This is a genomic window from Mesorhizobium sp. B2-1-8, from assembly GCF_006442545.2.
GTDB lineage: Bacteria > Pseudomonadota > Alphaproteobacteria > Rhizobiales > Rhizobiaceae > Mesorhizobium.
Genome location: NZ_CP083952.1, coordinates 5406256 through 5431773 on the forward strand (window position 1 = coordinate 5406256; position 25518 = coordinate 5431773).

The following is a 25518-nucleotide window of genomic DNA, read 5'->3' on the forward strand; positions in this document are numbered from 1 at the left end:
CCATCGCTGCTGCCACTCCATGTCAATGGAACCTGTCCAGTCGAAAGCGTCCCAGGGCCGCGTCGCCGATGCACCCAACGGCCATTGGGTCTACCGCGTGCTGCCGCGCGCGATCTGGCCCTATGCGCAACTTGCGCGATGGGACAGGCCGATCGGCTGGCAGTTGCTTTTGTGGCCATGCTGGTGGTCGGCCGCACTCGCGGCGAGCGCCTATCCCCGGCCTGGCGACCCGCTGCTTTCGCTGCTGCCGGCGCCACTCTATCTCGTGCTGTTCCTGATTGGTGCCATCGCCATGCGCGGCGCCGGCTGCACCTATAATGACATTGTCGACGAAGACATCGACAACCAGGTCGAACGCACCCGCTCGCGCCCGCTGCCATCAGGCCAGACCACGCGCAGGCGAGCCTGGCTGTTTCTTGTGCTGCAGGCTCTGGTCGGTCTGGCGGTGCTCTTGCAGTTCAACAGCTTCGCCATTCTGCTCGGCATCTGCTCGCTGGCGATCGTGGCCGTCTATCCGTTCATGAAGCGGATAACCAACTGGCCGCAACTGTTTCTCGGTTTTGCCTTTTCCTGGGGCGCGCTGATGGGATGGGCGGTCGAGTTCGGTGATCTCGATGGCCCCGCCATCATGCTCTATATCGGTTCGATCCTGTGGGTGATCGGCTATGATACGATCTATGCCCACCAGGACAAGGAAGACGATGCCATTGTCGGCGTGCGCTCGACGGCACGGCTGTTCGGCGACAACACCAAGGCGTGGCTCGCAGGGCTTTATGGCGGCACGCTGATCTGCTTCGCCATCGCCTTCGCCTCGGCGCAGGCCCCGGTCGTGGCGCTGGCGGGACTGATCGCCGCCGGTGCCCATTTGGCCCGGCAGATCGCTGTGCTGGATATCGACGATCCGGACCAGTGCCTGCGGCTGTTCCGGTCGAACAACCAGGTCGGCTGGCTGATCTTCCTCGGCCTGATCGGCGGCGCGCTGTGGGTGGCGCTGAAGCCGCTGGTTTAGGCCATTGACTCGAGAAGCCGAGTTACACGGTAGAGCCATGCCAGATCATGCCGCCGACCATGCGGCTTCCGGTGCGGTCAGTTGATTTCTTCAGGGATAAACCCGCCAATCTGGCGCTTCCACAGACGGGCAAACAGGCCGTCCTGTTCGACGAGTTCATCCAGCCTGCCTTCTTCCACGATGCGCCCGTGATCGAGCACGACAATGCGGTCCATACTCGCAATGGTTGACAGCCTGTGGGCGATGGCGATTACCGTCTTTCCCTCCATCACCAGACTGAGCCTTTCCTGAATAGCGGCTTCGGATTCGCTGTCGAGGGCAGAGGTGGCTTCGTCCAACACCAGGAGCGGCGCATCCTTGAGCAGCACGCGCGCGATGGCGATGCGCTGCCGCTGACCTCCGGAGAGCTTGATGCCACGGTCGCCGACAAAGGCGTCATAACCCTTGCGCCCCTCGCCATCGCTAAGATCGGTAATGAAGGCGTCGGCTTTCGCAATCTGTGCCGCCTGCTCGATTTCGCCCAGTGTCGCTTCGGGCCGACCATAGCGGATATTGTCGCCGACCGAACGGTGCAGCAGCGCCACATCCTGAGCGATCACGCCGATCGCACGACGGAGGCTCGCTTGCGTAACCGTGCCGATGTCTTGTCAATCGATGGAGATCTTACCGTCTCCGATGTCGTAGAAACGCAGCAACAAGCTTACCAGCGTGGTCTTGCCTGCGCCGGAAAGACCGACCAAGCCGACCTTCTCGCCGGGCTGGATCGTCAGCGATAGGTTGTCGATGACGGGCTTGCCGGGCCTGTATGCGAAGTAGACGCCTTCGAAACGGATCTCCCCTTCGTTGACCGCCAGTTCCGTCGCTTCCGGCTGGTCGGTAATCGTAGGCGGGGTGGTGAGAACGGGCATAGCGTCCTTGATGGTGCCTACAGCCTGGAAAATCTGCTGGCCCATTTGCAGAAAGGTAAACGTATGCCCCGATAACCGCTGGAGGATATAGACCGCGCCGACGAACTGTCCGATCGTGATGAAACCTTTGACGAGCCCTGAGAGACCAATCGAAAGCATCGCGAGCCAGAGCACCATGTTAAGCGCCACTACGGTCAGTTCCGATGTGCGGTAGATGCGCTGTTCCATATGCTGGGTGTGGACGGCCTTCAGGATGATGCCGCGCACGGCGCCGGCTTCGCTGTCCTCCGCCGCGAATTGCTTGATCATTTGCATGTTGGCGTAGAGATCGGTGATAGCGCCGGCTACCAGACTGCGTTGCTTAGCGGTTTTACGCGACCGTTCGACAAATATCGGCGCCATCCTGACGGCAATCGCCACGTTGAGTGCGATCCAAACAATGACCGGCAGGGCGAGTTGCCAGGAAAGGGTGGTCAGCAGGACGACGGAGCCGGCCATCTGCAGCAGGAAACGCGGTATGAACTGAAAGGCGGCAATGATCTGCTGCTGGACGGCCGAGGCTACCTGCGACAGGCGCGACGCGACCTGGCCGGCAAAGAGGTCGTGGAAAAACGCGATATCCTGTCGCTCAACTGCCTTGTGACCCTGCCACTGGATGGCGGCCGGCATGGCGACGCCAAGCGTATGCGAGTTGAGAGTGTTCAGAAGAAAGGAGGCAACCGGCATCGCCGGAAAAATCAGAAGACCGAGGAAAGTCAGGAGCGGCCATTCGTTGCGCAGGAAGGCGGAAGCACCCTGTTGTGTCACGCCATCGACGATGACGGAAAGTCCCCAGACGATCGTCAGGTTGATCGCCTCGATTGCCATGGAAGAAAGGGCGAGCGCGACCAGCACACCCCTGAACATCCAAATGAAGTGCAAGAGAACCGCCACCGGCCCTGTCGCTAGCAGCGGCTGGTAAGGAATATCGAGCGGCTGGATTAAAGTCTCAAATCGACGATAGATCGCATCTGAAATCGACATAAGACCATTTGTACAGAAAACCGCGAAAATGAGACAGGACCTTAACGTCCCTGCGGCAGTCTCACTTGAACACGACAAATGTCCGATTTTTGTGGCTCTGTGCGATAGCACCTCCGGCCGTCTTCGTGCGGTGTCGCGGCGTTACACCAGGCCGGCTGCCTGATCTCCTTGGCCTCGGCGGCACGTGTGGATAGCACCGAGGCCGCTACACAGCGGCCTCGGTGTCTCGACGATCCGGAACCCGGATGACGCTCACTCCCGCGCAATGATCTCCTGGCCGTCGATGACCAGCCTGAGGCCAAGGTCACCGGCCCTGCGGCGGGCAAGGAAGCGCGGGCGGCGCGTGGTCGAAACGCGGCCCTTGCGACGGTCCTGCGGCGGCAGTGTCTTGATGGCGGCGCCGAGCGATTCTTCCAGCGTGCGGGCGACGCCGTCGGATTCGATCAGCAGCATCGGCAGGCGGTAGGCATCGGCCCAGGCGCGCCAGTCGGCGGCAACGTCTTCGAGATCGTCGGCTACCAGCAGCGGCACCGACAGCATCGGATCGTTGTGCAGGAGTTCCAGGGTCACCGTGACATTGCCTTCCGGATCCTCCATCGCACGGGCGGCGACGCCGCGAAATGCATTGGCGGGCAGCACGATGATCGCCGGCAGGCCGCTCATCTCGAGCAGGCGGCGGATCACGGCGCCACGCTGGTCGATGGTGAAGGTCACGTCGCCGTAATCGTCACGCGTCGCGTAGCTCACCACCTGCGGCAGGCGGAATGGGTCGAGGCGCATGTTGCGTCCCGCCCAGACTGGCTTCAGTCCAGTGTTCATAGAGTGCCTTCCTGTCTGTCTCCTGAGAGCCGGTGTCCGGTTCTCTCCGGGCCAGTTTTCCCGGCCTCGTTATGGGGAAACAGTAGCGCCGGCTCCTTACCGCCGCGCTTAAGAAAGTCGGTTAAATTTTGCTGATCTCAGGGATGGTTATCGGAATGCCACCAACCACAAGATGTTGAAAGGATCAGATAACCTTACCAGGATTCATGATGCCGGCCGGATCGAAGGCAGCCTTTACCCGGCGCATCAGATCGATGGCCATCGGCGGCGCGGTGGCGATCAGTTCGTCGCGCTTCAACTGACCGATGCCATGCTCGGCCGAGATCGAACCATGCAGGCTGCGCACCACGCCATGCACGGCCTTGTTCATGGCATGGTAGAGCGCCAGAAACGCCTCGTCGTCGCCGTCGACCGGCCGTGAAATGTTATAGTGGAGGTTGCCGTCTCCCATATGGCCGAAACAGACCACGCGGGCGCCGGCGCTCACTGACGCCACCGCGCCAGCGGCCTCCGCGATGAAGCGCGGTATCGATGCGATCGGCACTGAAATGTCGTGCTTGATCGAGGCGCCTTCCGGCTTCTGTGCCTCGGGCAACAGCTCGCGGAAGTTCCAGAAAGCATCGCCCTGCCCCAGGCTGGCGGCGATGACGGCGTCGCCGACGAATTCCTGCTCGAGGCCTGCCGAGAGCACATCCTCGATCAGCGCCCGCGAATCCTCCGACGAGCGGCCGGACGATATCTGCATCAGCACATACCAGGGCCAATCCTCCATCAGCGGCCGCGTCACGTCCGTGGTATGCGCCAGCGTGAAATCGTATGGCCGCTTGCCGATCAGTTCGAAGGCGGTGAGCGCGGCCCCGGCGCGGTCCATGGCCAGGCTGAACAGGGAAAGAGCGGCCTCGGGCGACGACAGGCCGACGAAGGCGACGTCGCGCCCCTTGGGCTTCGGAAAGAGTTTGAGCACGGCGGCGGTGATGACGCCGAGCGTGCCTTCTGCGCCGACGAACAGGTTCTTCAGGTCGTAGCCGGTGTTGTCCTTCTTCAGCTTGCGCAAATCGTCGAACACCTCGCCGGTAGGCAACACCACCTCGACGCCGAGGCAGAGCTCGCGCGCATTGCCATAGGCCAGCACGCCGGTGCCGCCGGCATTGGACGACAGGTTACCGCCGATCTGGCAGGAGCCTTGCGCGGCGAGCGACAGCGGGAACAGCCGGTCGGCGGCATCGGCTGCTTCCTGCAAGGTCTGCAGGATCACACCGGCCTCGACCGTGACCGTGTTCGACAGGACATCGATCTCGCGGATGCGGTTCAGCCGTGACAGCGACAGGACGATTTCACGGCCGGACTTGTCCGGCACCTGGGCGCCGACCAGCCCGGTGTTGCCGCTTTGCGGCACGATTGGCGTTCCGCTCTCCGTCGCCAGCCGCATGATCCGGCTGACCTCGTCGACGCTGCCCGGCCGCAGCACCAGGGACGTCGCGCCATGCCAGAGGCCGCGTCGCTCGATCAGATAAGGTGCGATGTCCTGCTGATCGCGCAGCGCATATTTATCGCCGACAATCGCCGCGAAACGATCGATGAGAGCGGGATCGAGTGTCTTTGCCGTTTCGGTCATGTGGGAAAACTACGTCGAGGGCTGTGCGTTGTCACGAGGAGCGGCGGCGCGGGAGAGCCGGTCGTTGATAGCCTCGCCCAGCCCTTCAAAAGGGATCGGCTCGACCGCGATGGTGCGCGCGCCGCTGCGGTCGAGTTCCTGCATGTAGGCGAAGAGATTGCTTGCCGCTTCCCGAAGATCGCCTGAAACCGAGAGGTTGAGGAAAGCGGTTGCGCCACGCCAGCCTTCCGCTCTCTGGCTGCCAAAGGCGAGCAGCGCTTCGCCCTCGCCGATCGCCCGCACTTTGAGCCGAACCGCGGCACCCGGCGCGTAGTGCGAGGCAAGCATGCCTGGCGCTTCGACGCCGGCAATGCCGCCGCGCAGCAGATCCATGCCGATGGCCGCCTCGATTTCGCCTGCGGCAATGCCACCGGGCCGAAGCAGGCGCAATCTTTCGCCTTCGGCCTTGACGATGGTCGATTCCAGCCCGACCGGTGTGGCGCCGCCATCGACCACCAGCTTGATGCGCGCGCCTAAATCCGTCGCCACCGCTTGCGCCGTCGTCGCGCTGATCTTGCCGGATGAATTGGCGCTGGGCGCGGCAAGCGGTCGGCCGAGCCTGGCGATCAGCTCGCCGCCAAAACCCCTCGGCATGCGCAAGGCGACCGTGTCGAGCCCGGCGGTGACCAGCGGATGAATGCCGTTGCCGGGGCGCTGCGGCAGCACCAGCGTCAGCGGGCCCGGCCAGAAGGCAAGCGCGAGCTTCGTCGACAGCGGATCGAACAGAGCGATGCGCTCGGCCATCGCCATGTCGGCGACATGGGCGATCAGCGGATTGAAACGCGGCCGACCCTTGGCTTCGAAAATGCGCGCCACGCCGATGCCGCTGGTGGCGTCGCCTGCCAGCCCATAGACGGTCTCGGTCGGAATGGCGACGACATCGCCGCCCTCAAGCAGCGCCAACGCCGGTTCCATCGCTTCGCCGACGGCAAGTATTTCAGCCACTCTCGTCACCTCGCGGATGCCGGCTGCGTAATACGACGGCGTCTCCGGGGCAAGCGGGCATTGGCAATTCATCAATTCCTAAAATGCTATGTTTCCATGAAAGCCGGTATCAATCGCCGGGCACTATCGTGCGGGCTTCTGGGCAATGGGGAGCTATGTCAGTGTCTATGCGTATCTGGGGAACGCTTGCTATCAGTCTGGCTGCCATGGCTGGCGGGGCTCAGGCCTCGTCGCTGGTCTTTCCCGGTGCGCCGGCCTCGACGCCCTCCATCCTTGCGCTGAAGGCGACCGACGGCAAGGCGAGCGACGTGGTGTCCGTCGTTGCGCTCGGCGAGCCCGACGTCACTTATGAAAAGGTGGCGGCAATCCCGGACAAGGCCGAGGCGAGGCAAGGCTTCCCGCAGAGCCCGATGATCATTCGCGGCGGGATCGTCGGCGGCGCCTTCTCGACACCAGTGCAAGCCAAGGCGCCGGCCGCCGCAACCGCCCCCGCTACGGCAACCTCCCCCGCCACGGCGACCGCCTCGGCAGCCCCCGCGCCGGCGGCGCACGGAAAAGCAGCGGCACCGGCGGCAGCCGTAACACCGCCGGCAGCCCAACAGCCTGCTTCTGGAGCCGGCAAGGTCAAATAGCGAGCTGCCAACTGGCCGATCAAAATGCTCGATGGCTTGACGGCAGTCTGGCGCGCTGCGCAACCATTATGAGGCGAATTTCGTCTCGACGATCTGGCTGGCGGCCCTGGGGCCTGAGTTTCGCCAAGCGGCTCCGGCAGACGGGATTGCATCGTTCAAGGCAAGGGGGTTGCTCATGAAAAAATCGAAAACCGTTACCGTGGCTGGGTTTCTGCTGGCGTCATTGCTTGGCGGCGCGGCCCATGCGGATGACATGCTGGGGTCCTATGTCGCGCGCATTTCCGATCGCGATCACCAGGCAAGCGACGGCTATGCGCTGGATGGCGCCGCGCAAATGGTGCGGCAGGACCGCGCCAACTGGCACAAATTCCACCGCCGCGACAGCGACGACGAAGGTGATGCCTGGTTCAGGACCAACGACCAGCGTGCCGACCTGCAGCGCATGCTGGAACGCCCCGGCGCGATGAGTTCCTCGACCAAGCGCGCCATCGTCAATGGCGAGCCGCTGATCCAGGTCGACGTCTACGAAAACAGCGTGCGCGTCAGCATTCTGGAGAACTGATCAAATCAGTTTGAAAAGACAACAAAAAGGGCGGCGCCAAAGCGCCGCCCTTTCCTCGATAAAACCTGTCACCTGAAATCAGGCCGCTTCTTCCTTGTCGTCTTCGTCGGACTCGCCATCTTCGGATTCTTCATCGTCCTCGGCGTCGTCGCCTTCGGCCTTCACAGCGTCATCGGCATCTTCTTCGTCAGACTCTTCGCCGTCTTCATCATCGCCATCTTCGTCATCGCCATCCTCGTCTTCATCAGACAGATCGGCGGCTTCGGCCGTGGCAGCGGCATGATCGAGGGCCGTTTCGGAAGCGGATTCAAGCGCCTCGGCGGGGGCCGAGGTTTCTTCTGTCACTTCGATTTCGTGATCGGAATTCATGGAAGCCCTCCGTTGGGTTGGGGAACATGTCCTTTTGCCACGGAGAGATCATCGTCATATGACTGTAAGCCGGCTCGAACGACCGGCTGGAAGATATTTTTCCTCGCCTCTCAACCAGCGATTTTCGAGAAATCCGCGACCTGACCGGTAGCGGTCCGAATGCGCGTGAGCAGCGCAAGGCGGTTGGCGCGCACGGACAAGTCCTCATCATTCACGAGAACATGCTCAAAGAATGAATCAACGGGTTCACGCAAAGCGCTAAGCGCCAGCATGGCAGCGGAAAAGTCTTGGTTTTGAATCGCTTCGCCGGCTTGCTTCTCGGCCTGATTCACCGCCGCAAACAGCGACTTCTCGGCATCTTGCCGGAACGACGCCGGTTCGACGGTTTCGGCGACCGCCGTTTTCTTCTTCTCCTCGGCGGCCAGGATGTTGGCGGCACGCTTGGTGCCAGCGAGCAGGTTTTTGCCATCCTCGGTGTCGAGGAAGGAACCAAGCGCTTCGACGCGGCGCACGATCTGCAACAGGTCGTCGGACTGCGGCGTGATGACGGCATCGATGAGATCGTGCCGTGCGCCCTGGTCGCGGAGATGGACTTTCAGGCGGTCGTGGAAGAACGACAGGAGGTCGGCGATCAGCGGCGACAGCGATGCCTCAAGCTCCATCAGACGCTGGCCGTCAAAGAACTCTCGCTCCTGATCAGCGGAGCCAAAAGTATCCGAACCTGCCTTGGCCAGCCCGCCTTTCAACAAGTTGGAAATCACGCCTGCTTCCAGCAACAATCGGCTTGCACCCTTGTCGTCGCGAATGCGCGAATCGAGCATGGCGACGACGCCGCGGCTCACAGCTCCCTCGCCTTTTTGTTCGTATGCGGCGAGTGCCGACGAGACCGCCGCCGCGATAGCGATGCCCAGCGAAAGCTCGAGCTTGTTTTCCAGCATGATCCGCACCACGCCTAGCGCCGATCGACGCAGCGCGTAGGGATCCTTCGACCCTGTCGGCTTTTCGTCGATGGCCCAGAAGCCGAGCAGCGTGTCCAGCTTGTCGGCGAGCGCGACGGCGACCGACACCGGGTCGCTCGGCACATAATCGGACGGGCCCTGCGGCTTGTAGTGCTCTTCGATGGCCGCGGCCACGGATTGATGCTCGCCTTGCAGCAGCGCGTATTTGCGGCCCATGGCGCCTTGCAATTCGGGAAACTCGCCGACCACTTCGGTGGTGAGATCGGCCTTGGCGAGAACAGCAGCACGACTTGCGAGCGCGGGATCGGCACCGACGATCGGCGCCAGTTCTTCCGCCAGCCGCGCAATCCGCTCCACCCGCTCGCCCTGCGTGCCGAGCTTGGCATGGAACGTGACATTGAGATGGTCGAGGCGGGCCATGCGCTGGTCGAGCGGCTTCTTCAGATCGAGCCCAAATTTTTCCGCAGATGCCCGGAGCTGCTCGAGATCGGGCAGATCCCCCTGGTCGGTCGTCCAGAAATAGAGCGCGTCGGACAGGCGGGCGCGCACCACCTTGCCGTTGCCGTGGGCGATCTCCTTGCCGCCGTCCTTCGCCTCGATGTTGGCGGTCAGGATGAAACGGTTGGAGAGCGCGTCGCTTTCTCCCTGCGGCCGCGTCACAAAGCATTTCTGGTTGGCGCGGATGGTCAGGCGGATCACTTCCGCCGGAATGGCCAGGAAAGCCTCTTCGAACTCGCCCATCAGCACGACGGGCCACTCGACCAGCCCGGACACTTCTTCAAGCAAGCCCTCGTCCTCGACAAGGTCGAGCCCGTTGGCGAAGGCGAGGTTGCGGGCGTCGGCAAGGATGATCTCCTTGCGGCGGTCGGCATCGAGCACGACCTTGGCCGCTTCCAGCTTCGACACGTAATCGTCGAAGCGGCGCACGGTGATTTCGCCAGGCGCGAGGAAACGGTGGCCGTAGGTGATGTTGCCCGAACGGATGCCGTCGATCTCGAAATCGACCACGACCGGCTCCTCGGTCTCGGGGCCGAAGGTGCACAGGATCGATTGCAGCGGGCGCACCCAGCGCAGCGAGCCCGGCTTGGCCGAGGCCGGCCCCCATCGCATCGACTTCGGCCAGGGGAAATTGCGGATGATGTCAGGCACCAGTCCGGCGATGATCTCTTCGGCCGCCCTGCCCGGCTTCGAAATATGGGCAACATAGAAGTCGCCCTTCTTCGGGTCGGAATGGACATGCGCTTCGGAGATCGAAGACAACCCGGCCTTGCGCAGGAAGCCTTGGACGGCCTGTTCAGGCGCCGATGTCGACGGCCCCTTGATATCCTCGTGAATATCCTTCGAGCGTGCGTTGAGGCCACGGATATCGAGGGTAAGGCGCCGCGGCGTCCAGTACTCGCGCGTCGCCTCGTAGGTCAGACCCGCCTCGACCAGACCGTCGGTCAGCATCTTCCTCAGATCGCCCGCCGCCTTGCGCTGCATGCGGGCAGGGATTTCCTCGGAGCGAAGTTCGAGCAACAAATCCGGCATCAGCGTATCTCCGCCCGCATGCCATTTTCCTGTTTGCGCGTCCTCGCGCCTCCGGCGCTGCGGTCGCGCGGCTGGGCAGGAATCTCTTCGGAGCGAAGTTCTAGAAGCAGGTCAGGCATGCTTGGGGCTCACGCGGCAAAATGGTCCGCGCGGGGCATAGCAACTCGGCTGGCCGCTGTCACCCTTTCCAGAAATTTTGGCCACCCTGTCGGGACGAGCCGACCCCGCCCGTCCTTGGATCAAAGATTTCCATGAACCGAACGCAGCGCTGAAGCGACCCACGCTCAGGCAGGGAACTATTGGCTGAACGATCATGAAAACCGCATCCAGACTTCTTCAGATCCTCGCGCTCAGCGCCTGCTTCACCGCGCAGGCCCACGGCGCCTTCTCGATGCCGGGCGTGCGGCAGGCGCTGCGGACGATGTCTGGTCCGAGCGGCCAGATCCTGCCGCCGATCAACGCTTCCCTCGAAATGATCAACGGCGCTTGAGGCTCAGGCCGCCAATCCACCGGCCTGCGTCTTCAAGAATGCCTCGCCGCAGGCTTTCGCCAGATTGCGTACCCGCAGGATGTAGCTCTGCCGCTCGGTGACCGAGATCACGCCACGCGCGTCCAGCAAATTGAAGACATGGCTCGCCTTGATGCACTGGTCATAGGCTGGAAAGACCATCTTGTGCATCGGCAAATTGTCGTTCGAGGCCGGCGCGCCGGCGTCGAGCAACGCCTTGCACTCGGCCTCGGCATCCTCGAAATGCCGAAGCAGCATCGCGGTGTTGGCGTATTCGAAATTGTGGCGCGAATATTCCTGCTCGGCCTGCAGGAAGACGTCGCCATAGGTCACCTTGTCGGCGCCTTCGCGGCCGTTGAAATTGAGGTCGTAGACGTTGTCGACGCCCTGCACATACATGGCCAGGCGCTCCAGGCCGTAGGTGAGTTCGCCGGCCACCGGCGCGCATTCTATGCCGCAGACCTGCTGGAAGTAGGTGAACTGCGACACTTCCATGCCATCGCACCAGCATTCCCAGCCAAGACCCCAGGCGCCCAGCGTCGGGCTTTCCCAGTCGTCCTCGACGAAGCGGATGTCGTGCAGCAGGGGATCGACGCCTATCGCCGCCAGCGATCCGAGGTAAAGTTCCTGCAGGTTTGGGGGATTGGGCTTCAGGATCACCTGGTACTGGTAGTAGTGCTGCAGCCGGTTTGGGTTCTCGCCGTAACGGCCGTCCTTGGGACGGCGCGAAGGCTGGACGTAGGCGGCGTTCCAACGCCTGGGCCCGAGTGCGCGCAGCGTCGTTGCCGGATGAAACGTGCCGGCGCCGACCTCCATGTCATAGGGTTGGAGGATGACGCAGCCATAGGCCGCCCAGTAATTGTGCAAGGTCAGGATCAGCCCCTGGAACGAGCGGCTGGGATGCATATGGGCTGGGATTTCAATCGTCACGATGGCCTCGGCGACACAGGCTAGCTTGCGGCCACGTCCTAGAGACACGGCGGCAAAGCGTCAAGCAAGGCGCGTCCGATGCAGGCCGCGGTGAGCATACCGGACGATGTTGAAACCTTTGCCAGCGACTGGCCCATTGCCCGCCGCCACGGTCCGCGATCCAATTCGACAAAGCGTCCGCTTCAAGCACAGCAGGTTCAGCCATGTCCAACCCGATCACCATCCGCCCGGTCACGCGCCAGGACTTCGACCGATGGTTGCCGCTGTGGGACGGCTATAATGCGTTCTATGACCGTTCGGGCGAGACGGCGCTGGCAAGCGAGATCACCGCGATGACGTGGTCGCGCTTCTTCGACGCCTACGAGCCGGTCCATGCGCTGGTCGCCGAGAGCGGGGGCCGGCTTCTTGGCCTCGTCCACTACCTGTTCCACCGCAGCACCACGGCGATCGCGCCGAACTGCTATCTGCAGGATCTTTTCACCAACGAGGCCTCGCGCGGCAAAGGCATCGGCCGGGCGTTGATCGAAGGCGTCTACGAGCGCGCCCAGGCGGCGGGTTCCGGCCGGGTGTACTGGCTGACGCATGAAACCAATCACACGGCGATGAAGCTCTATGACAAGGTCGGCGAACGCTCGGGCTTCGTCGTCTATCGTAAGATGTTCTGAGGACGTTTCCAGCGCGTCGGCATGCGTTTGAGCGGCACGGATCTCAAAACCAAAACGGGGCTCTGAGAGCCCCGTTCGCATTCCAAAAAAGGCGGTTTCAGCCCTTCGGGGCCGGGACCGGCTCCGGCTTGACCTTAGGGGTCTCCTGCGCCGTGTTGGATTCGATCGGCGGCAGGCCCTTCATCAGCTTCTGCTGCAGGTTGGCCAGCACGTCGGGATCGGGCTTCAGATCGCGGGCCTGGTTCCACTGGAAGGTGGCTTCCAGCTTGCGGCCGACGCGCCAATAGGCGTCGCCGAGATGGTCGTTCAGAACCGGATCTTCCGGCTTCAGCGCGACCGCGCGTTCCATTTCGCGCACGGCGTCATCGAACCGGCCGAGGCGGAAATAGGCCCACCCCAGGGAATCGACGATGTAGCCGTCGCTCGGCCTGAGATCGACGGCCTTCTGGATCATCTCCAGGCCTTCCTTCAGGTTGGTGTTCATGTCGACCCAGGAATAGCCGAGATAGTTCAGCACCTGCGGCTGGTCCGGCTGCAATTCTAGCGCCTTGCGGAAATTCGGCTCGGCCTTCGGCCATTCCTTCAGCCGCTCATAGGCGATGCCGCGCTGATAGAAGATGTTCCAGTTGGCGGCGGTCGGCGTCTTCAGCACCTCGACGGCCTTGTCGTAGAGATTGGCGGCGGAGCGGAAATCCTCCTTCGAGGAGTAGACGCCTCCAAGCGCCAGATAGGCGCGCATGTCGTTGGGATGGGCTTCGACGAAGGCCTTCAGATGCGTGATCGCCTCGTCATGGCGGTCGAGATCGGCAAGGTTGAGGCCAAGCTGCAGGTCCGAAATCTCCTTCAGCGGCGAAGAGTCGGGGATGCGCCGATAGAGCGCGATGGCGCCCTCGCCGTCCTTCAACTGTTCGGCGACGGCGGCGAGTTGCACGAGAGCCGCGTCGCTGTCCGGCTTCAGGGCCAAGGCATATTGCAAATAGAGGCGCACGAACGGCTCGCCGCCGCCACGGTTGAGCGCGGTGGCAAGATCGAGCAGGATTTCGGAAGCACCGTCGGACGGACCGGAAACGAAGGGCGCGATCTTGTCGCCCTTGCTGATCTTGTCACGCAAGGCGACGATTTCCAGCTTGCCCGGCGAAAACGCCTCGGCCTGGTCGAGCACCGAGAGCGCCTTGGCCTTGTCGCCCTTGCGGGCCAGGAACGAGGCATAGGCCTGCGCGTTGCGCATCCAGGTTTCAGGCGCCGCACCGCCGGCGGTGGTGTCCTGCATCGTCGCGGCGTAGATCGCCTCGGCCTTTTCGGGCATGCCGGATGCATCGGCAATCAGGGCGCGGTGGAAGGACTTGAACAGGCCGAACCAGTCAGGTCCCTGCAGCTTGTCGATCGAAGCCATTGCTTCGCTGGCCTGGCCGGCACCTTGTTCGGCCCAGCCGGACATGACGCCGGAGATCAGCCGGTCGAGATCGGATTCCAGCGACAGCTTGAGCCAGTACTGTGCCTTGGTGAAATCCTTCTTGTGGAAGGAATCGACCGCCAGCGCCAGGCGCGAGAAGCGCTCGACATCGGGCACTTCCTTGAGCTTGTCGGCATAGACCAGGGATTCGTCGAACCGCCCTTGAGCGATCAGCGACAGCATCAGGCTCTGCTGCAGTGCGGTGTCGCTCGGATTGAAAGCCAAGGCCTGCTTGTAGTACGCGATGGCGCTGTCGAGATCGTTGTCGCCTTCGGCGATCCGGGCAGCCAGATAGGCGCCCGAGAACGACGATATCTTGACCGGTTCGGTGGATTGCTTGGCATAGGCCGGCAAAGCCGAGATCGCCATGCCCGTCACAATTGCCAGCCTCGTCAGCCAGCGCGCACGTCCTTGCTGCATCATATCCCTTTCAGCCAGGCGCCATCTCCGCGTCAGCGGGATCGACCCAGACTCGATCTTTCCAGGCAAAGCATGGCCTTTTTGGGGTCGCGCTTCAATCCGCCCGAAATTCACAATCGGGTCACCCGATTAACAAACCATGGCTAAAAGGGACAGTTTTGCGTCTCGACGGGCCGTTGCAGCCGCGTATCGCGATAGCCGCCGCTTGCCACCGCGCTGCACAGCCCGCTCCATTCGCAGCCTTGGCACGCCTTGCGGACGTGGCCGGCCGTAAACGCCTGCCGCAGCCGTATCAGGATCGCGGCATCAAGATCGAGGCGGACGCCGTCCCGAATCGGCCGAGCCAGCAGCGCTTCCACGTCATCGCCGGCCTGCCGGTCGCGCCCGGCCGCGCTGTCGCGCAGGCAGTGCGGTTCCGGCTCGCCAAGCAACGGGGCACAGATGTCGTCCGGGCCGGAAACGAGGAGGATGTCCTCGCCCCGGCTCAGGCGCTCCGCGATCCCGTCATAACTGGCGGTGAAGGCGGGGCTGTATCCCTTGCCCACATAGGTGAGCAGGCAAAGGAGATGGTGGGCGCGAAGCCTGATCGTCACGGCTTCGGCAAGTTCATCTTGCCGCGCGGGAGCGCCATCAGCGTCGCAGCGCCAAGCGCCGACTTCAGCAACCCGCCGACGATGAACGGCAGGAAGCCGAAGGTGATGGCCTTCTCGGCGCCGATCATGACGGCAAGCCAGGCCGTGCCGAGAGCCAGACAGGCGAGGTTGCCGAGCAGCATGGCGACGAAGGCAAGCAAAACGCTGTTGCCGTTCCAGCCACGTTCGGCCAGCCAGCCGACAAGCGCACCGGTGATGGGAAAGGCAAAGAGATAGCCGCCCGTCGGGCCGACGAAATGCTGAATGCCGGCGGCGCCGCCAGCCAGGACCGGGAAGCCGACAGCACCTTCGACCAGCCAAGCGGCGATCGTCACCGCGCCAAGCCGCCAGCCATAGAGCGCGCCGATAAGCGTTACCGCGAAGGTCTGCATGGTCACGGGAACAGGCACCATCGGCACCTCGATGTAGGAGGACAGCGCCAGGAACAGCGTGCCGAGCACGACGGCACCGGCCTGCCAGGCGAGTGATCGCTGCTGCAGCCGCAGCGGGCTGAAAGACGGTCTGGCGGACGAGAATGCAAGGTTGGTCATAGGCTTCCCTTCGGTCGATCCAAAATTATAGATAATTTCTGCTTTCGATCTATTATCGAATCCACATTTCTGGAGCGATAGCAAGCCCGGGCTCGGGAAAAGGCGCTTAACCCACGATCGCGAAGGCTTCGCGCGTGGCGCCGGACGCTGTCCTGACCGGCTTGCGGCCAATCCATTGGACATGCCGTCCCAGTGTCGCCGCAGCCGATTCGGCATTTCCCTGCCGCAAGGCGCTGAGGATCGCCCGGTGATCCTGATCGGTGCGCGCCTCCCACTCCGAACGCCATGCCGCGAACAGGAAGCGCGCGCTTGCGGCGTGCAGGTCGTCAATGGTGGCAAGCAGGCGCGGCATGCCGCACGGCGCCAGGATCAGCCGATGAAAGGCGCGATTGGCCTCCTCCCACGACCTGACGTCGCGGGATTTGTCGCCGGCCTTGGTCGCCTCCTCGGCCTGATCAAGAATGGCCGAAGTCAGATGCGGCGCGGCGTGGCGCAATGCCAGCACTTCGAGCGCCGCCCGCATTTCGGCGACCTCCTTGACCTCGCCCAGGTCGAAGGCCGCCACTCGCACGCCCCGGCGCGGCTCGCTGACGGCGAGCCCCTGCGCCTCGAGCCGGCGGAAGGCCTCGCGCACGGGAACATGGCTGGTGTTGAATTCCTCCGCGACATGATCCTGCCGCAACCTCGCCCCCGGCTCTATCGCGCCGGAGATGATGCGATCCGCCAGCACCTTGCTGATGCGTACCGCTATGGTGTCGTCCGTGCCCTTCGCCATGATTTATAGATAATTTGCGGCAAGGCCGCTTGTCGAGACGGCAGGGGCGAATTCTCTTTCCACTGGCACAGCCTGGAGGACGTCCGTGAAAGCCGGCCGCCTCAGTTCACCCGGCTGATGCAGAAATCGATGACGTCGATCAGCGCCGATTTCTGCGGCGTCTCTTCCAGCGGCGCCAGCGCGTCGCGAGCGATCTCGCCGAAATGGCGGGCGCGCCCGATCGTGTCGGCAATGGCACCGTGGCGGGTCATCAGGCCGATCGCCTTTTCCAGCCCGGCGTCATCGACGACATTGTCTTCGATGGCACGCTTCCAGAAGGTGCGTTCGGTCTTGCTGCCGCGCCGGTAGGCGAGGATGACCGGCAAGGTCACCTTGCCCTCGCGAAAATCGTCGCCGACATTCTTGCCGAGATCCTTGCTGGTGCCGCCATAATCCAGCGCATCGTCGATGAGCTGGAAGGCAAGACCGAGATTCATGCCATAGGAGCGCAGCGCGGCACGGTCGTTGCGGGTCGCCTGGGCGATGACCGGGCCAACCTCGGCGGCGGCCGAAAACAGCGCGGCGGTCTTGGCCTTTATGACGGCGAAGTGCTCGTCCTCGGTGGTTTCGAGGTTCTTGGCGGCGGCAAGCTGCATGACCTCGCCCTCGGCGATGATCGAGGCGGCGCTCGACAGGATGTCGAGCGCTTCGAGCGAGCCGACATCGACCATCATGCGGAAGGCCTGGCCGAGCAGGAAGTCACCGACCAGCACGCTGGCCTGGTTGCCCCAGATCATGCGGGCGGTCTTCTTGCCACGCCGCATGCCGCTTTCGTCGACGACGTCGTCATGCAGGAGCGTGGCCGTATGCATGAACTCGACCGACGTAGCGAGCTTGACGTGGCCCTCGCCGGCATAGCCGAACATCTGCGCCGCAGCCAGCGTCAGCATTGGCCTGAGCCGCTTGCCGCCGGACGAAATCAGATGGTTGGCGACCTCGGGAATCATCTCGACGTCGGAGCCGGCCTTGGACAGGATCAGTTCGTTGACGCGCCCCATATCGGCGGCCGTCAAATCGATCAAATCCTTGATGGAGGCGGGTTCCCGCTTCCCGTCTTCGATGTTGAGAACGACACCCACGACAATCACTCCCGTCTTGGTATAACGCGTGCGACGGCACCCTTAGTCCCGGCATGGACTCTAGGGCGGCGGACACGGCCACGGCAAGAGGCGAATTGGCGCGGCGGCGGCGACAGCGTGCCAACGTCGGGAAAATGCGGGTATGCGGCCGGACGTTTACAGGCACGCTGCAACCTGCGAGTTTCTCGCGATGATAGAGCTCATCCGCACCAACGACGCCGTCATCATCTCCTTTGTCGAATCGCTGATGCGCGATGCCGGCATCGGCTGTTTCGTCGCCGACCAGAACATGAGCGTGCTCGACGGCTCGCTCGGCATCCTGCCACGGCGCGTCATGATCGATGCCGACCAGGCCGACGCCGCGCGCCGCATCCTGACCGATGCCGGCATCGCCAACGAGATCCGGGGGAAATAATGTCGGCCGCGCCAGCCGCCCTTGCCACGGATACGCCGGCTCACACGGTCGATGCCTTCCATCGCGGCCGGTTCTGGCTGGTGCAGCCCAAGCATGGCGGCCATCGCGCCGGGATGGATGCGATGATGCTGGCCGCATCCGTGCCATCCTCCTTTGCTGGGCGGCTCGCCGATTTCGGGGCCGGCGCCGGTGCTGCCGGTCTTGCGGTGCTGTCGCGCTGTCCGGGCGCCCAGGCTGTGCTGGTCGAACGCGCGCCCGAGATGGCGGCCTTCGCGGCGGCCACGCTCGCCCATCCCGGCAATGCCCATCTCAGCGATCGCGCGGCCGTGCTCGTCGCCGATGTCACCGTTTCGGGCCGGGCCCGGGCCGTCGCCGGCCTTGCCGACAATGATTTCGACTTCGTCATCATGAACCCGCCTTTCAACGCCGCACGGGACCGCGCCACATCGGACCGTCTGCGAAAGGAGGCCCATGTCATGGAGGATGGGCTGTTCGAAAGCTGGATCCGCAGCGCGGCGGCGGTTGTCAGGCCGCGCGGCGGGCTTGCCGTCATCGCCCGGCCCGAACAGCTCGGCGCCATTCTCGACGCGATTTCAGGCCGCTTCGGCGAAGCCGAGATGCTCGCCGTGCACCCTCGCCCGGACGCGGCGGCAATCCGCATCATCGTGCGGGCGGCTCTCGGGGCACGGGGAAAGCTTGCCATCCGTCCGCCCTTGATGCTTCACGCGCGATCGGGCAACGGCCCCGACGAGCGCAGCGAAATGATAACCAACGGGCTCGCCTCCCTGTTCGGAGACTGAGCTGTTCGCGGCCTGCACATTGCCGTTGGCCGGGAAATCCCTACATGCCTGCAACCATCGCCGGAGACCACGTCATCGTGAAACGTCTTTTCAACCGTCTGCTGCCGAAGTCCTGGCGCTCCACCGTCGTCACCATTCCGGTCATCCGGCTGCACGGCACCATCATGGCCGGCGGCGGTCTGTTCCGGCCGAGCCTGTCGCTTGCGTCCACCGCCGGACTGATCGAAAAGGCGTTTTCCTTCGACGCGCCCGCGGTCGCGATCTCGATCAACTCCCCCGGCGGCTCCCCTGTGCAGTCGCGGCTGATCTTCAAGCGCATTCGCGACCTTGCGGTCGAGAAGAACAAAAAGGTGCTTGTCTTCGTCGAGGATGTCGCGGCGTCTGGCGGCTACATGATCGCTGTCGCCGGCGACGAGGTCTTCGCCGACCCCTCCTCCATCGTCGGTTCGATCGGCGTGGTGTCGGCCTCGTTCGGTTTCCCGGAACTGATGAAGAAGATCGGCGTCGAGCGCCGTGTCCACACCGCCGGCCAGAACAAGGCGGTGCTCGATCCGTTCAAGCCCGAGAAGAAGGAAGACGTCGAGCGGCTGAAGGTGCTGCAGCTCGAAGTGCACGAGACCTTCATCGACCTGGTCAAGGAGCGGCGCGGCACGAAGCTGGCGGACGATCCGGACCTGTTCACCGGGTTGTTCTGGACCGGCAAGAGAGGCCTGGAACTTGGCCTCGTCGATGCGCTTGGCGACATGCGTACGGTGCTGAAGACCCGCTTCGGTCCGAAGACCGAACTCAGGCTGATAACAGCGCCGCGTGGTTTGTTGGGCCGCTTCGGCCTGTTCGGCTCGAGCATGGGCTTTTCAGCGCCCGATATCGCCGCCGCGGCGGCCAGTGGCGTCATCGATGCGGCGGAAGAGCGCGCATTGTGGGCGCGCTTCGGGCTTTGAAAAAGCCATGAAAGCGTCTAGCATGGTTGCCCGAAAGACCCGACCGGCCGCCCTTACCGGCCCAGCGTGGTAGGAGTTTGGACATGCCACAGCTCATTTTCTTCGCCGTCGTCGGCATCGCCGCCTATTTCGGCTACCGCACTTTCGTGCGCGAGGCCGAGCGCGTGACGGCCAAGGTGCGGCGCACCGAAAAACAAGCGGCCAACGGCACGATGGGAACGCTGGTCAAGGATCCGAAGACCGGCGAATACCGGCTGGCCAAGGACTGACCTCATTTCACTCGCGATCGAGACTGTGCAATCCGGTCCGCGTGTCCGGACATGGGCGGCACCCGCCAAGATAAACCTTGCCTTGCACGTCACAGGCAGGCGCCCCGACGGCTATCATCTCATCGAAAGCCTGGCCGTGTTCACGCGCTTTGGCGACAGGATCGAGATCGCGCCGGCTGAAGGCGACGATTTCAGCGTGTCCGGCCGCTACGCGCCGGACGTTCCGCTCGATGGCGACAATCTGGTGCTGAAGGCACGCGACGCGTTACGGCAGGCCGCTGGTCCTCGGAGCACGCCGCCCGTGACCATCAGGCTCGAAAAGAACCTTCCGGTCGCGTCCGGCGTAGGCGGAGGGTCGAGCGACGCGGCGGCCGTGCTGCGCGGGCTGGCAGACAGCTGGGGCCTGGACATCGACAACGCCGAGCTGGCGCGGATCGGCCTCTCGCTTGGCGCCGATGTGCCGATGTGCCTGGCGGCAAAGCCGCTGCTGGCGCGCGGCATCGGTGAGGAGCTGTCGATGGTGCCGGATTTTTCGGCGCTGGGTCTGGTGCTGGTCAATCCGGGCACACCGGTCTCGACGGCGGAAATCTTCGCTGCACTGTCCCGTCGCGACAATGAGCCACTGCCGCCGCTGCCGCGCAGCATCGAGTTTCACAGCCTGCGCAACTGGCTGGAGATCACCCGCAACGATCTCGAACCTGCGGCCCTTGCGATGCGGCCCGCCATAGGCAGGGCGCTTTCATGGCTTGATAAGGCCGGATCAGGGTTTTCGCGAATGTCCGGATCGGGCGCGACATGCTTCGGCCTGTTCGAGACCGGCAATGTCGCCAAGCGCGCGGCGGCCGAGATCCGCAGCCGCCAGCCCGACTGGTTCGTCGCGGCAACGCGCAGCATGGCATCGGAGGCTGAGTGAGATGGCCAGGATTGACGAGAGCCGTGCCTTCATTCCGGTGCGCATCGCGGTGCTGACGGTTTCCGACACACGCAGCCTCGCCGACGACAAATCCGGCCAGACGCTGGCCGATCGCATCACCGGGGCCGGCCACATCCTGGCCGGCCGCGACATCGTCACCGACGACCGCGAAAAAATCCGTGACACCGTTCTGGCGTGGTCGCGGGACAAGGCCATCGACGTCGTGATCACCACCGGCGGAACCGGTTTCACCGGACGCGATGTGACGCCCGAAGCGCTGGAGCCCATCTTCGAAAAGCGCATGGATGGCTTTTCGGAAGTGTTCCATCGCATCTCCTACGACAAGATCGGTACCTCGACGATCCAGAGCCGGGCGACCGGCGGCGTCGTCAACGCCACCTTCGTCTTCGTGCTGCCGGGCTCGCCCGGCGCCTGCAAGGATGCCTGGGACGGCATCATCGAGGCACAGCTCGACTACCGGCACATGCCCTGCAACTTCGTCGAGATCATGCCGCGCCTGGACGAACATCTGCGGCGCGGGAAGACCGCTCCATAAGAGTCGAGGCACGCACCGTTTACAAGGTGGAACGGCACCGGCGTCTTCGAAAGGTCACTCCAAACCGGATGTTGGAGGAAAGTACCTTCTCGTGAAACGGCCATATAGCTGTCACGACAAGAAAGACGGCCTCAGACAATCAGCTTTCAGCGAATGACCGGTTCGCCATGAAAGCGCCGACGCGAGGGACGCGAAACACCGAAGCCGACTTCCATCATCAGCCTCGGCGTGCGCGCCGGCACCGTGCCCATATGGAAACCGAAGGGATCCTCGACGAAGCCGAGACCCGCCTCCCCGGTCAGGGTGACCGGGCTTTGCTCGCCATAAACGTCCAGCACCTCCTTGGCGGGATGGCCGACGAGAAGGGTGAGCTGATGCTTTATGGCACGTTTGTTGTGGCTGGCCCTGACATAGACGTGCGGGCCAGTATCGATGTCGACGGGCTTGAGATAGAAGAAGAATTTCAGCATCCGCCAGTCGTCGAGGTCGAAATGATACTTGCCGAGCGAGGCAAGGTTCTTGTCGGCTTCCGAGGCCTGGCCAGTTGGAAAGCTCCACCAGACGCGCGTTGTGATCAGTCTGGCCTGAGCGCCGAGATAATGTGCGGCGATGTCGAGAAGCAGCGGATCGCGCTGTACGGCGAGTGCCGCCGGGCAGTCGAGGATGCGTTCGAAATAGTGCCCGCTGAGCAACGAGCGGCCCAATCGTCTCTCGGCTTCGGCGTGCTCGCCCGGCATGAATTCGAGGCGGCGGTCGAAATTGCCGAAACAAGGCGTGCGCCCCGCGAAACGCGCGATCTCTTCATGGATCACAGCCGGCAGGACGAGCCCTGAAAACAGGCCTTGGGAGCGTAGCGCATCGACCACCGTGCTCCGCTCGACACCCGCAAACATCGTGTTTCCCGCATTGTCGACCGGACGAGCGCGTTTTGCGCCCAGCCAGTGCATGCGGCGCCCGGGCATGGTGCGCGCCAGCACGAACATCGGCAGCCAGGCAGGGTTTTCGCGCAGGTCCGCGAAATAGGTCGGAACGCGCACGGCGATGCGCCGCAGCAGGCTGCCATTGCGCGCGATGGCCTCGATACTGGCAGTGCCGGATTTGTCAGGAATCGAAAGCTTCATTGGATCCTCGGCTGTGACGGCGCCACCGATGCCGCACCGGCTACCGCGCGGCATGACCCGAACCCAACTCACCCACCTCGTCGTAAGGCTACCTCCGCGTCAGTCTTTGTGCAACGCACAATGGACAGAGCAGTTGCAAAAAATCATTTCGAGGCGCGGTGCCCGTGCTTCGGCGGCGCCGCCCATATCTCGGCGTCGAGTTTCCTTGTCGCCAGGCCGCGCGCCAGCGCCTCGGCGCTGCCGGCACTTTTCGACAAGGAAGCGGCCTGGCGCTTGCTGATCACCAGCCCGTCGGCCAAAGCACGGTTGCCCGAAAAGACCCGGGCCAGGAACGGCGGACGGCTGCCCCGCGCTCGCGAGAACCGGGCGGCCATGGTCTGCCTGGCCGTATGGGCGACGACCGCGTCGATCCAGCCCTCTACCAGCCTCGCACCCGGTTCGAGAAACAGCAGCCAGTCACCCTTGGCCTGGCGGATGCCGGCGGCGATGCCGCCGCTCCCCACATAGTGGCAGCCGGCATGCTCGGCGACGCGATGCGTGTGGTCGGTGGAGCCGGTGTCGCAGACGACGACCTCGCGCACCACGCCCTCGACCGCGCCGCCAATCAGCGTCGCCAGCGTGCGGACGAGCCCCTCCTCGTCATTATGCGTTTCAATGAGAACACTAAGCATCGTGAGCCGAATAGCGGAAAGCGTTGACCGACGCCAGTTTTTGCAGCGCACCATAGAAAGTTCTTGCTTTGTTCTCATCGACAAAATAGGAATAATTTCATGAGCAGAGCGATTCGACACAACATGGACAGTCCCTGGGAGCGGGCGAAGATGGAACCGATCATGCGCGCCGACATTGCGGCCTTCGGAGCAGGACGGGCCGAGATGGCCAACGCCATGATTGAGCAGAGTGGCATGCGGGTCCGTCCGGACCGCAATCGTGGCCGGTCGGCAGGCATCAATCCATCCGGCCGGTTCGAACCCGTCAGCCGGCATGTCTTCGACGACGGCTGGAGTTCGCTGGAGGAACTGCCTCCGTTCAAGACCGAGGTGCAGGTGGAGAAGCCGCGCACCATCATCACCCGCAACGAATCGCCCGACATCTCCTTCGACCGGTCGATCAATCCCTATCGCGGCTGCGAGCACGGTTGCGTCTATTGCTTCGCGCGGCCGACGCACTCGTTCATGGGCCTGTCTCCGGGCCTGGATTTCGAATCCAAGCTGTTTGCCAAGCCGGACGCGGCACGCCTGCTCGACAAGGAGTTGTCGAAGGACGGCTACCAGCCGCGCACCATCGCCATCGGTACCAACACCGATCCCTACCAGCCGATCGAGAAGCAGTACCGGATCATGCGCGAAATCCTCGAAGTGCTGGAGGCGCGCGGTCATCCGGTCGGCATCGTCACCAAGTCGGCCCTGGTGGTGCGCGACATCGACATTCTGTCGCGCATGGCCGAGCGCGGGCTCGCCAAGGTGGCGCTGTCGGTGACGACGCTCGACCGCATGCTGGCCAGGACGATGGAACCCCGCGCCTCGACGCCGACCAAGCGGCTGGAGGCTATCAGGCAGCTTTCGGATGCCGGTATCCCCGCTTCGGTGATGGTGGCGCCAATCATTCCCGGCCTGACTGACCAAGAGATGGAACGCATCCTCGACTCGGCACACCATGCCGGTGCGCGCGAGGCTGGCTATGTGGTGCTACGCCTGCCGCTGGAGGTCAGCCCGATCTTCAAGGACTGGCTGCTGCGCCACTATCCCGACCGCTATCGTCACGTCATGTCGCTGATCCGTTCGATGCGCGACGGCAAGGACTACGATTCGGAATGGGGCAAGCGCATGAAGGGCGCCGGACCCTATGCCTGGCAGATCGGCCGGCGCTTCGAGATCACCGCCAAGCGGCTCGGCCTCAATGCCGAACGACGCACGCTGCGGACCGACCAGTTCGTCGCCGCCGGCAAGGACCAGGAGCAGTTGATGCTGCTCTGAACCGACAATCGCCGCGGCTGTTTATTGCCGCCGTGGCGAAAAAATCCCGTCCGGCCTGCCCCGGCCTGCAGACGGTGCCCTCCCGGTCCGGCGCCCCACCCGACCCGGAGGGACTTGCGGAGAATCGGAGCCGATGCGAACCTCGCCGCAACATGGCTCGCGCGCGTTCTGATTCTCCGCTTCTCTTCGAAATCGTCGAGAAGCCCGATTTCTCCTTCGAGACGAAGGCGATGGTCGATGGTCTGTGGCCGGTTGCGGGGATGGACGAGGCCGGCCGTGGTCCGTTGGCCGGGCCGGTCGTCGCCGCGGCAGTGGTACTCGACCCCGCCAACATTCCCGAAGGGCTCGACGATTCCAAGCGGCTTAGCCATTTGCAGCGTGAAGCGCTGTTCCTGCGCATTCTTGACACTGCCCAGGCAGTTTCCATGGCCTCGATCAGCGCCGAGGGCATAGACGGCAGCAACATCCTCAAGGCCAGCCTGGAAGCGATGCGCCGCGCCCTGGTCGGACTGTCGGTTCAACCGAAACTCGCGCTCGCGGACGGGCGCGACGTGCCGCCAGGACTGCCCTGCGAGGGCCGCGCGCTGATCAAGGGCGACCAGCGCTCGCAATCGATCGCTGCAGCCTCGATCGTGGCCAAGGTCATGCGCGACCGCATGATGTGCGGCTGCGGCAATCATCACGATCGTTATGGCTTCGAAGTCCATATGGGCTACGCCACGGTCCGGCACCGCACGGCAATCGAGGCGCATGGGCCGGTGGCGCGGCTGCATCGCACCTCGTTTGCGCCGTTCCGGCTGGGTGGCGCCGAGGTGATGGAAGAAGAAGAAGAAGAAGAAAGCTTCGCCGGGCTGGACTGAGCGACGACGCTATTTCTTGGAGTTTGGCGAAAGCAGCGGTGTCGGCCGATCTCCCTCCTTGTGGGGGAGATGTCCGGCAGGACAGAGGGGGGCGCTGTCCCGCCAGCCTATCAATCGGTCAATCGGTCGCGCCCAGGTTCCTCGGTAAATTTCACTCTATGCGGCGGATGAAAATCAAACCGCTGGCGATCCTTTGCGCCCCCTC

At 63.5% G+C, this 25518-nt stretch carries 26 protein-coding genes and 1 pseudogene; 13 read left to right on the forward strand and 14 right to left on the reverse strand.

The window, feature by feature from the left end:
* The first annotated feature begins 25 nt into the window (after positions 1-25).
* The gene (gene ubiA, locus FJ970_RS26665) at positions 26-1009 is read left to right on the forward strand and encodes a 4-hydroxybenzoate octaprenyltransferase (protein ID WP_181178673.1); all 984 of its coding nucleotides are present in this window, start codon (positions 26-28) and stop codon (positions 1007-1009) included.
* A gap of 77 nt (positions 1010-1086) precedes the next feature.
* Here the strand turns inward: ubiA and FJ970_RS26670 are convergent.
* The 4 genes and pseudogenes from FJ970_RS26670 to FJ970_RS26685 form a co-directional block, all read right to left on the reverse strand.
* Positions 1087-2940: pseudogene (locus FJ970_RS26670) on the reverse strand (ABC transporter ATP-binding protein).
* A gap of 252 nt (positions 2941-3192) precedes the next feature.
* Positions 3193-3759, reverse strand: coding sequence for a DUF6101 family protein (locus tag FJ970_RS26675; protein WP_140760005.1), 567 nt, complete (start codon positions 3757-3759; stop codon positions 3193-3195).
* A gap of 184 nt (positions 3760-3943) precedes the next feature.
* Entirely contained in the window at positions 3944-5374 is a 1431-nt protein-coding gene (locus tag FJ970_RS26680; protein ID WP_140760002.1) for an FAD-binding oxidoreductase, read from the reverse strand.
* Between the two features lie 9 nt (positions 5375-5383).
* Positions 5384-6358: an L-threonylcarbamoyladenylate synthase gene (locus FJ970_RS26685; protein WP_181178670.1), complete on the reverse strand. Its 975-nt coding sequence runs from the start codon at positions 6356-6358 to the stop codon at positions 5384-5386.
* A 167-nt stretch (positions 6359-6525) separates the two neighbouring features.
* Here FJ970_RS26685 and FJ970_RS26690 point away from each other — a divergent pair, with 167 nt between their 5' ends.
* Together FJ970_RS26690 and FJ970_RS26695 are read left to right on the forward strand one after the other, a co-directional pair.
* On the forward strand, positions 6526-6990 hold the full coding sequence (locus FJ970_RS26690; RefSeq protein WP_227792203.1) for a hypothetical protein: 465 nt from the start codon (positions 6526-6528) through the stop codon (positions 6988-6990).
* A 175-nt stretch (positions 6991-7165) separates the two neighbouring features.
* Positions 7166-7552, forward strand: a complete 387-nt coding sequence (locus FJ970_RS26695; protein ID WP_140759996.1) for a hypothetical protein — start codon at positions 7166-7168, stop codon at positions 7550-7552.
* Positions 7553-7630: 78 nt separating this feature from the next.
* Here FJ970_RS26695 and FJ970_RS26700 read toward each other — a convergent pair whose 3' ends face one another.
* Positions 7631-7921, reverse strand: coding sequence for an ATPase (locus FJ970_RS26700; RefSeq protein WP_140759993.1), 291 nt, complete (start codon positions 7919-7921; stop codon positions 7631-7633).
* Between the two features lie 110 nt (positions 7922-8031).
* Positions 8032-10410: a glycine--tRNA ligase subunit beta gene (glyS, locus tag FJ970_RS26705; protein WP_140759991.1), complete on the reverse strand. Its 2379-nt coding sequence runs from the start codon at positions 10408-10410 to the stop codon at positions 8032-8034.
* Positions 10411-10723: 313 nt separating this feature from the next.
* Here glyS and FJ970_RS26710 point away from each other — a divergent pair, with 313 nt between their 5' ends.
* Positions 10724-10900 carry a hypothetical protein gene (locus tag FJ970_RS26710; RefSeq protein ID WP_181178669.1) on the forward strand — a complete coding sequence of 59 codons (177 nt, stop codon included), beginning with the start codon at positions 10724-10726 and terminating at the stop codon, positions 10898-10900.
* 3 nt (positions 10901-10903) lie between these two features.
* Here FJ970_RS26710 and FJ970_RS26715 read toward each other — a convergent pair whose 3' ends face one another.
* Complete coding sequence (locus tag FJ970_RS26715; RefSeq protein ID WP_181178672.1) at positions 10904-11824, reverse strand: glycine--tRNA ligase subunit alpha; 921 nt, start codon at positions 11822-11824, stop codon at positions 10904-10906.
* A 227-nt stretch (positions 11825-12051) separates the two neighbouring features.
* On the opposite strand from FJ970_RS26715, the gene FJ970_RS26720 reads away from it, so the two are divergent.
* Positions 12052-12513, forward strand: a complete 462-nt coding sequence (locus FJ970_RS26720; RefSeq protein ID WP_140759988.1) for a GNAT family N-acetyltransferase — start codon at positions 12052-12054, stop codon at positions 12511-12513.
* Positions 12514-12610: 97 nt separating this feature from the next.
* Here FJ970_RS26720 and FJ970_RS26725 read toward each other — a convergent pair whose 3' ends face one another.
* The 5 genes from FJ970_RS26725 to FJ970_RS26745 form a co-directional block, all read right to left on the reverse strand.
* Positions 12611-14386, reverse strand: a complete 1776-nt coding sequence (locus FJ970_RS26725) for a tetratricopeptide repeat protein (protein WP_140760071.1) — start codon at positions 14384-14386, stop codon at positions 12611-12613.
* A gap of 143 nt (positions 14387-14529) precedes the next feature.
* Complete coding sequence (locus FJ970_RS26730; protein WP_140759986.1) at positions 14530-14979, reverse strand: DUF1284 domain-containing protein; 450 nt, start codon at positions 14977-14979, stop codon at positions 14530-14532.
* Positions 14976-15569, reverse strand: coding sequence for a biotin transporter BioY (locus FJ970_RS26735; protein WP_140759984.1), 594 nt, complete (start codon positions 15567-15569; stop codon positions 14976-14978). Before FJ970_RS26735 ends, FJ970_RS26730 begins: the two co-directional genes overlap by 4 nt.
* A 106-nt stretch (positions 15570-15675) precedes the next feature.
* Complete coding sequence (locus FJ970_RS26740; protein ID WP_140759981.1) at positions 15676-16344, reverse strand: GntR family transcriptional regulator; 669 nt, start codon at positions 16342-16344, stop codon at positions 15676-15678.
* 101 nt (positions 16345-16445) lie between these two features.
* Positions 16446-17462: a polyprenyl synthetase family protein gene (locus FJ970_RS26745; RefSeq protein WP_140759979.1), complete on the reverse strand. Its 1017-nt coding sequence runs from the start codon at positions 17460-17462 to the stop codon at positions 16446-16448.
* A gap of 190 nt (positions 17463-17652) precedes the next feature.
* On the opposite strand from FJ970_RS26745, the gene FJ970_RS26750 reads away from it, so the two are divergent.
* The 6 genes from FJ970_RS26750 (at position 17653) to moaB (ending at position 21356) form a co-directional block, all read left to right on the forward strand.
* Positions 17653-17877, forward strand: coding sequence for a DUF2007 domain-containing protein (locus tag FJ970_RS26750; RefSeq protein ID WP_140759977.1), 225 nt, complete (start codon positions 17653-17655; stop codon positions 17875-17877).
* Positions 17877-18677: a tRNA1(Val) (adenine(37)-N6)-methyltransferase gene (locus FJ970_RS26755; protein WP_140759975.1), complete on the forward strand. Its 801-nt coding sequence runs from the start codon at positions 17877-17879 to the stop codon at positions 18675-18677. Before FJ970_RS26750 ends, FJ970_RS26755 begins: the two co-directional genes overlap by 1 nt.
* Positions 18678-18754: 77 nt before the next feature.
* A complete protein-coding gene (locus FJ970_RS26760; protein ID WP_140760068.1) occupies positions 18755-19618 on the forward strand; it encodes a S49 family peptidase in 864 nt (287 codons plus the stop codon).
* An 83-nt stretch (positions 19619-19701) separates the two neighbouring features.
* On the forward strand, positions 19702-19887 hold the full coding sequence (locus FJ970_RS26765) for a hypothetical protein (RefSeq protein WP_140759972.1): 186 nt from the start codon (positions 19702-19704) through the stop codon (positions 19885-19887).
* Positions 19888-19912: 25 nt separating this feature from the next.
* On the forward strand, positions 19913-20800 hold the full coding sequence (locus tag FJ970_RS26770; protein ID WP_140759970.1) for a 4-(cytidine 5'-diphospho)-2-C-methyl-D-erythritol kinase: 888 nt from the start codon (positions 19913-19915) through the stop codon (positions 20798-20800).
* Between the two features lies 1 nt (position 20801).
* Complete coding sequence (moaB, locus tag FJ970_RS26775; protein ID WP_140759968.1) at positions 20802-21356, forward strand: molybdenum cofactor biosynthesis protein B; 555 nt, start codon at positions 20802-20804, stop codon at positions 21354-21356.
* A 146-nt stretch (positions 21357-21502) separates the two neighbouring features.
* On the opposite strand, the gene FJ970_RS26780 is transcribed toward moaB, so the two are convergent.
* Both FJ970_RS26780 and FJ970_RS26785 read right to left on the reverse strand, forming a co-directional pair.
* Entirely contained in the window at positions 21503-22477 is a 975-nt protein-coding gene (locus FJ970_RS26780) for a hypothetical protein (protein ID WP_140759965.1), read from the reverse strand.
* A 143-nt stretch (positions 22478-22620) separates the two neighbouring features.
* Positions 22621-23148 (reverse strand): glycosyltransferase, encoded by a 528-nt coding sequence (locus FJ970_RS26785; protein WP_140759963.1) that lies wholly within the window; start codon positions 23146-23148, stop codon positions 22621-22623.
* A 150-nt stretch (positions 23149-23298) separates the two neighbouring features.
* On the opposite strand from FJ970_RS26785, the gene FJ970_RS26790 reads away from it, so the two are divergent.
* Both FJ970_RS26790 and FJ970_RS26795 read left to right on the forward strand, forming a co-directional pair.
* Positions 23299-24453 carry a PA0069 family radical SAM protein gene (locus FJ970_RS26790; protein WP_023771004.1) on the forward strand — a complete coding sequence of 385 codons (1155 nt, stop codon included), beginning with the start codon at positions 23299-23301 and terminating at the stop codon, positions 24451-24453.
* 152 nt (positions 24454-24605) lie between these two features.
* A complete protein-coding gene (locus FJ970_RS26795) occupies positions 24606-25313 on the forward strand; it encodes a ribonuclease HII (protein WP_140759961.1) in 708 nt (235 codons plus the stop codon).
* The last annotated feature ends 205 nt before the right edge of the window (positions 25314-25518 follow it).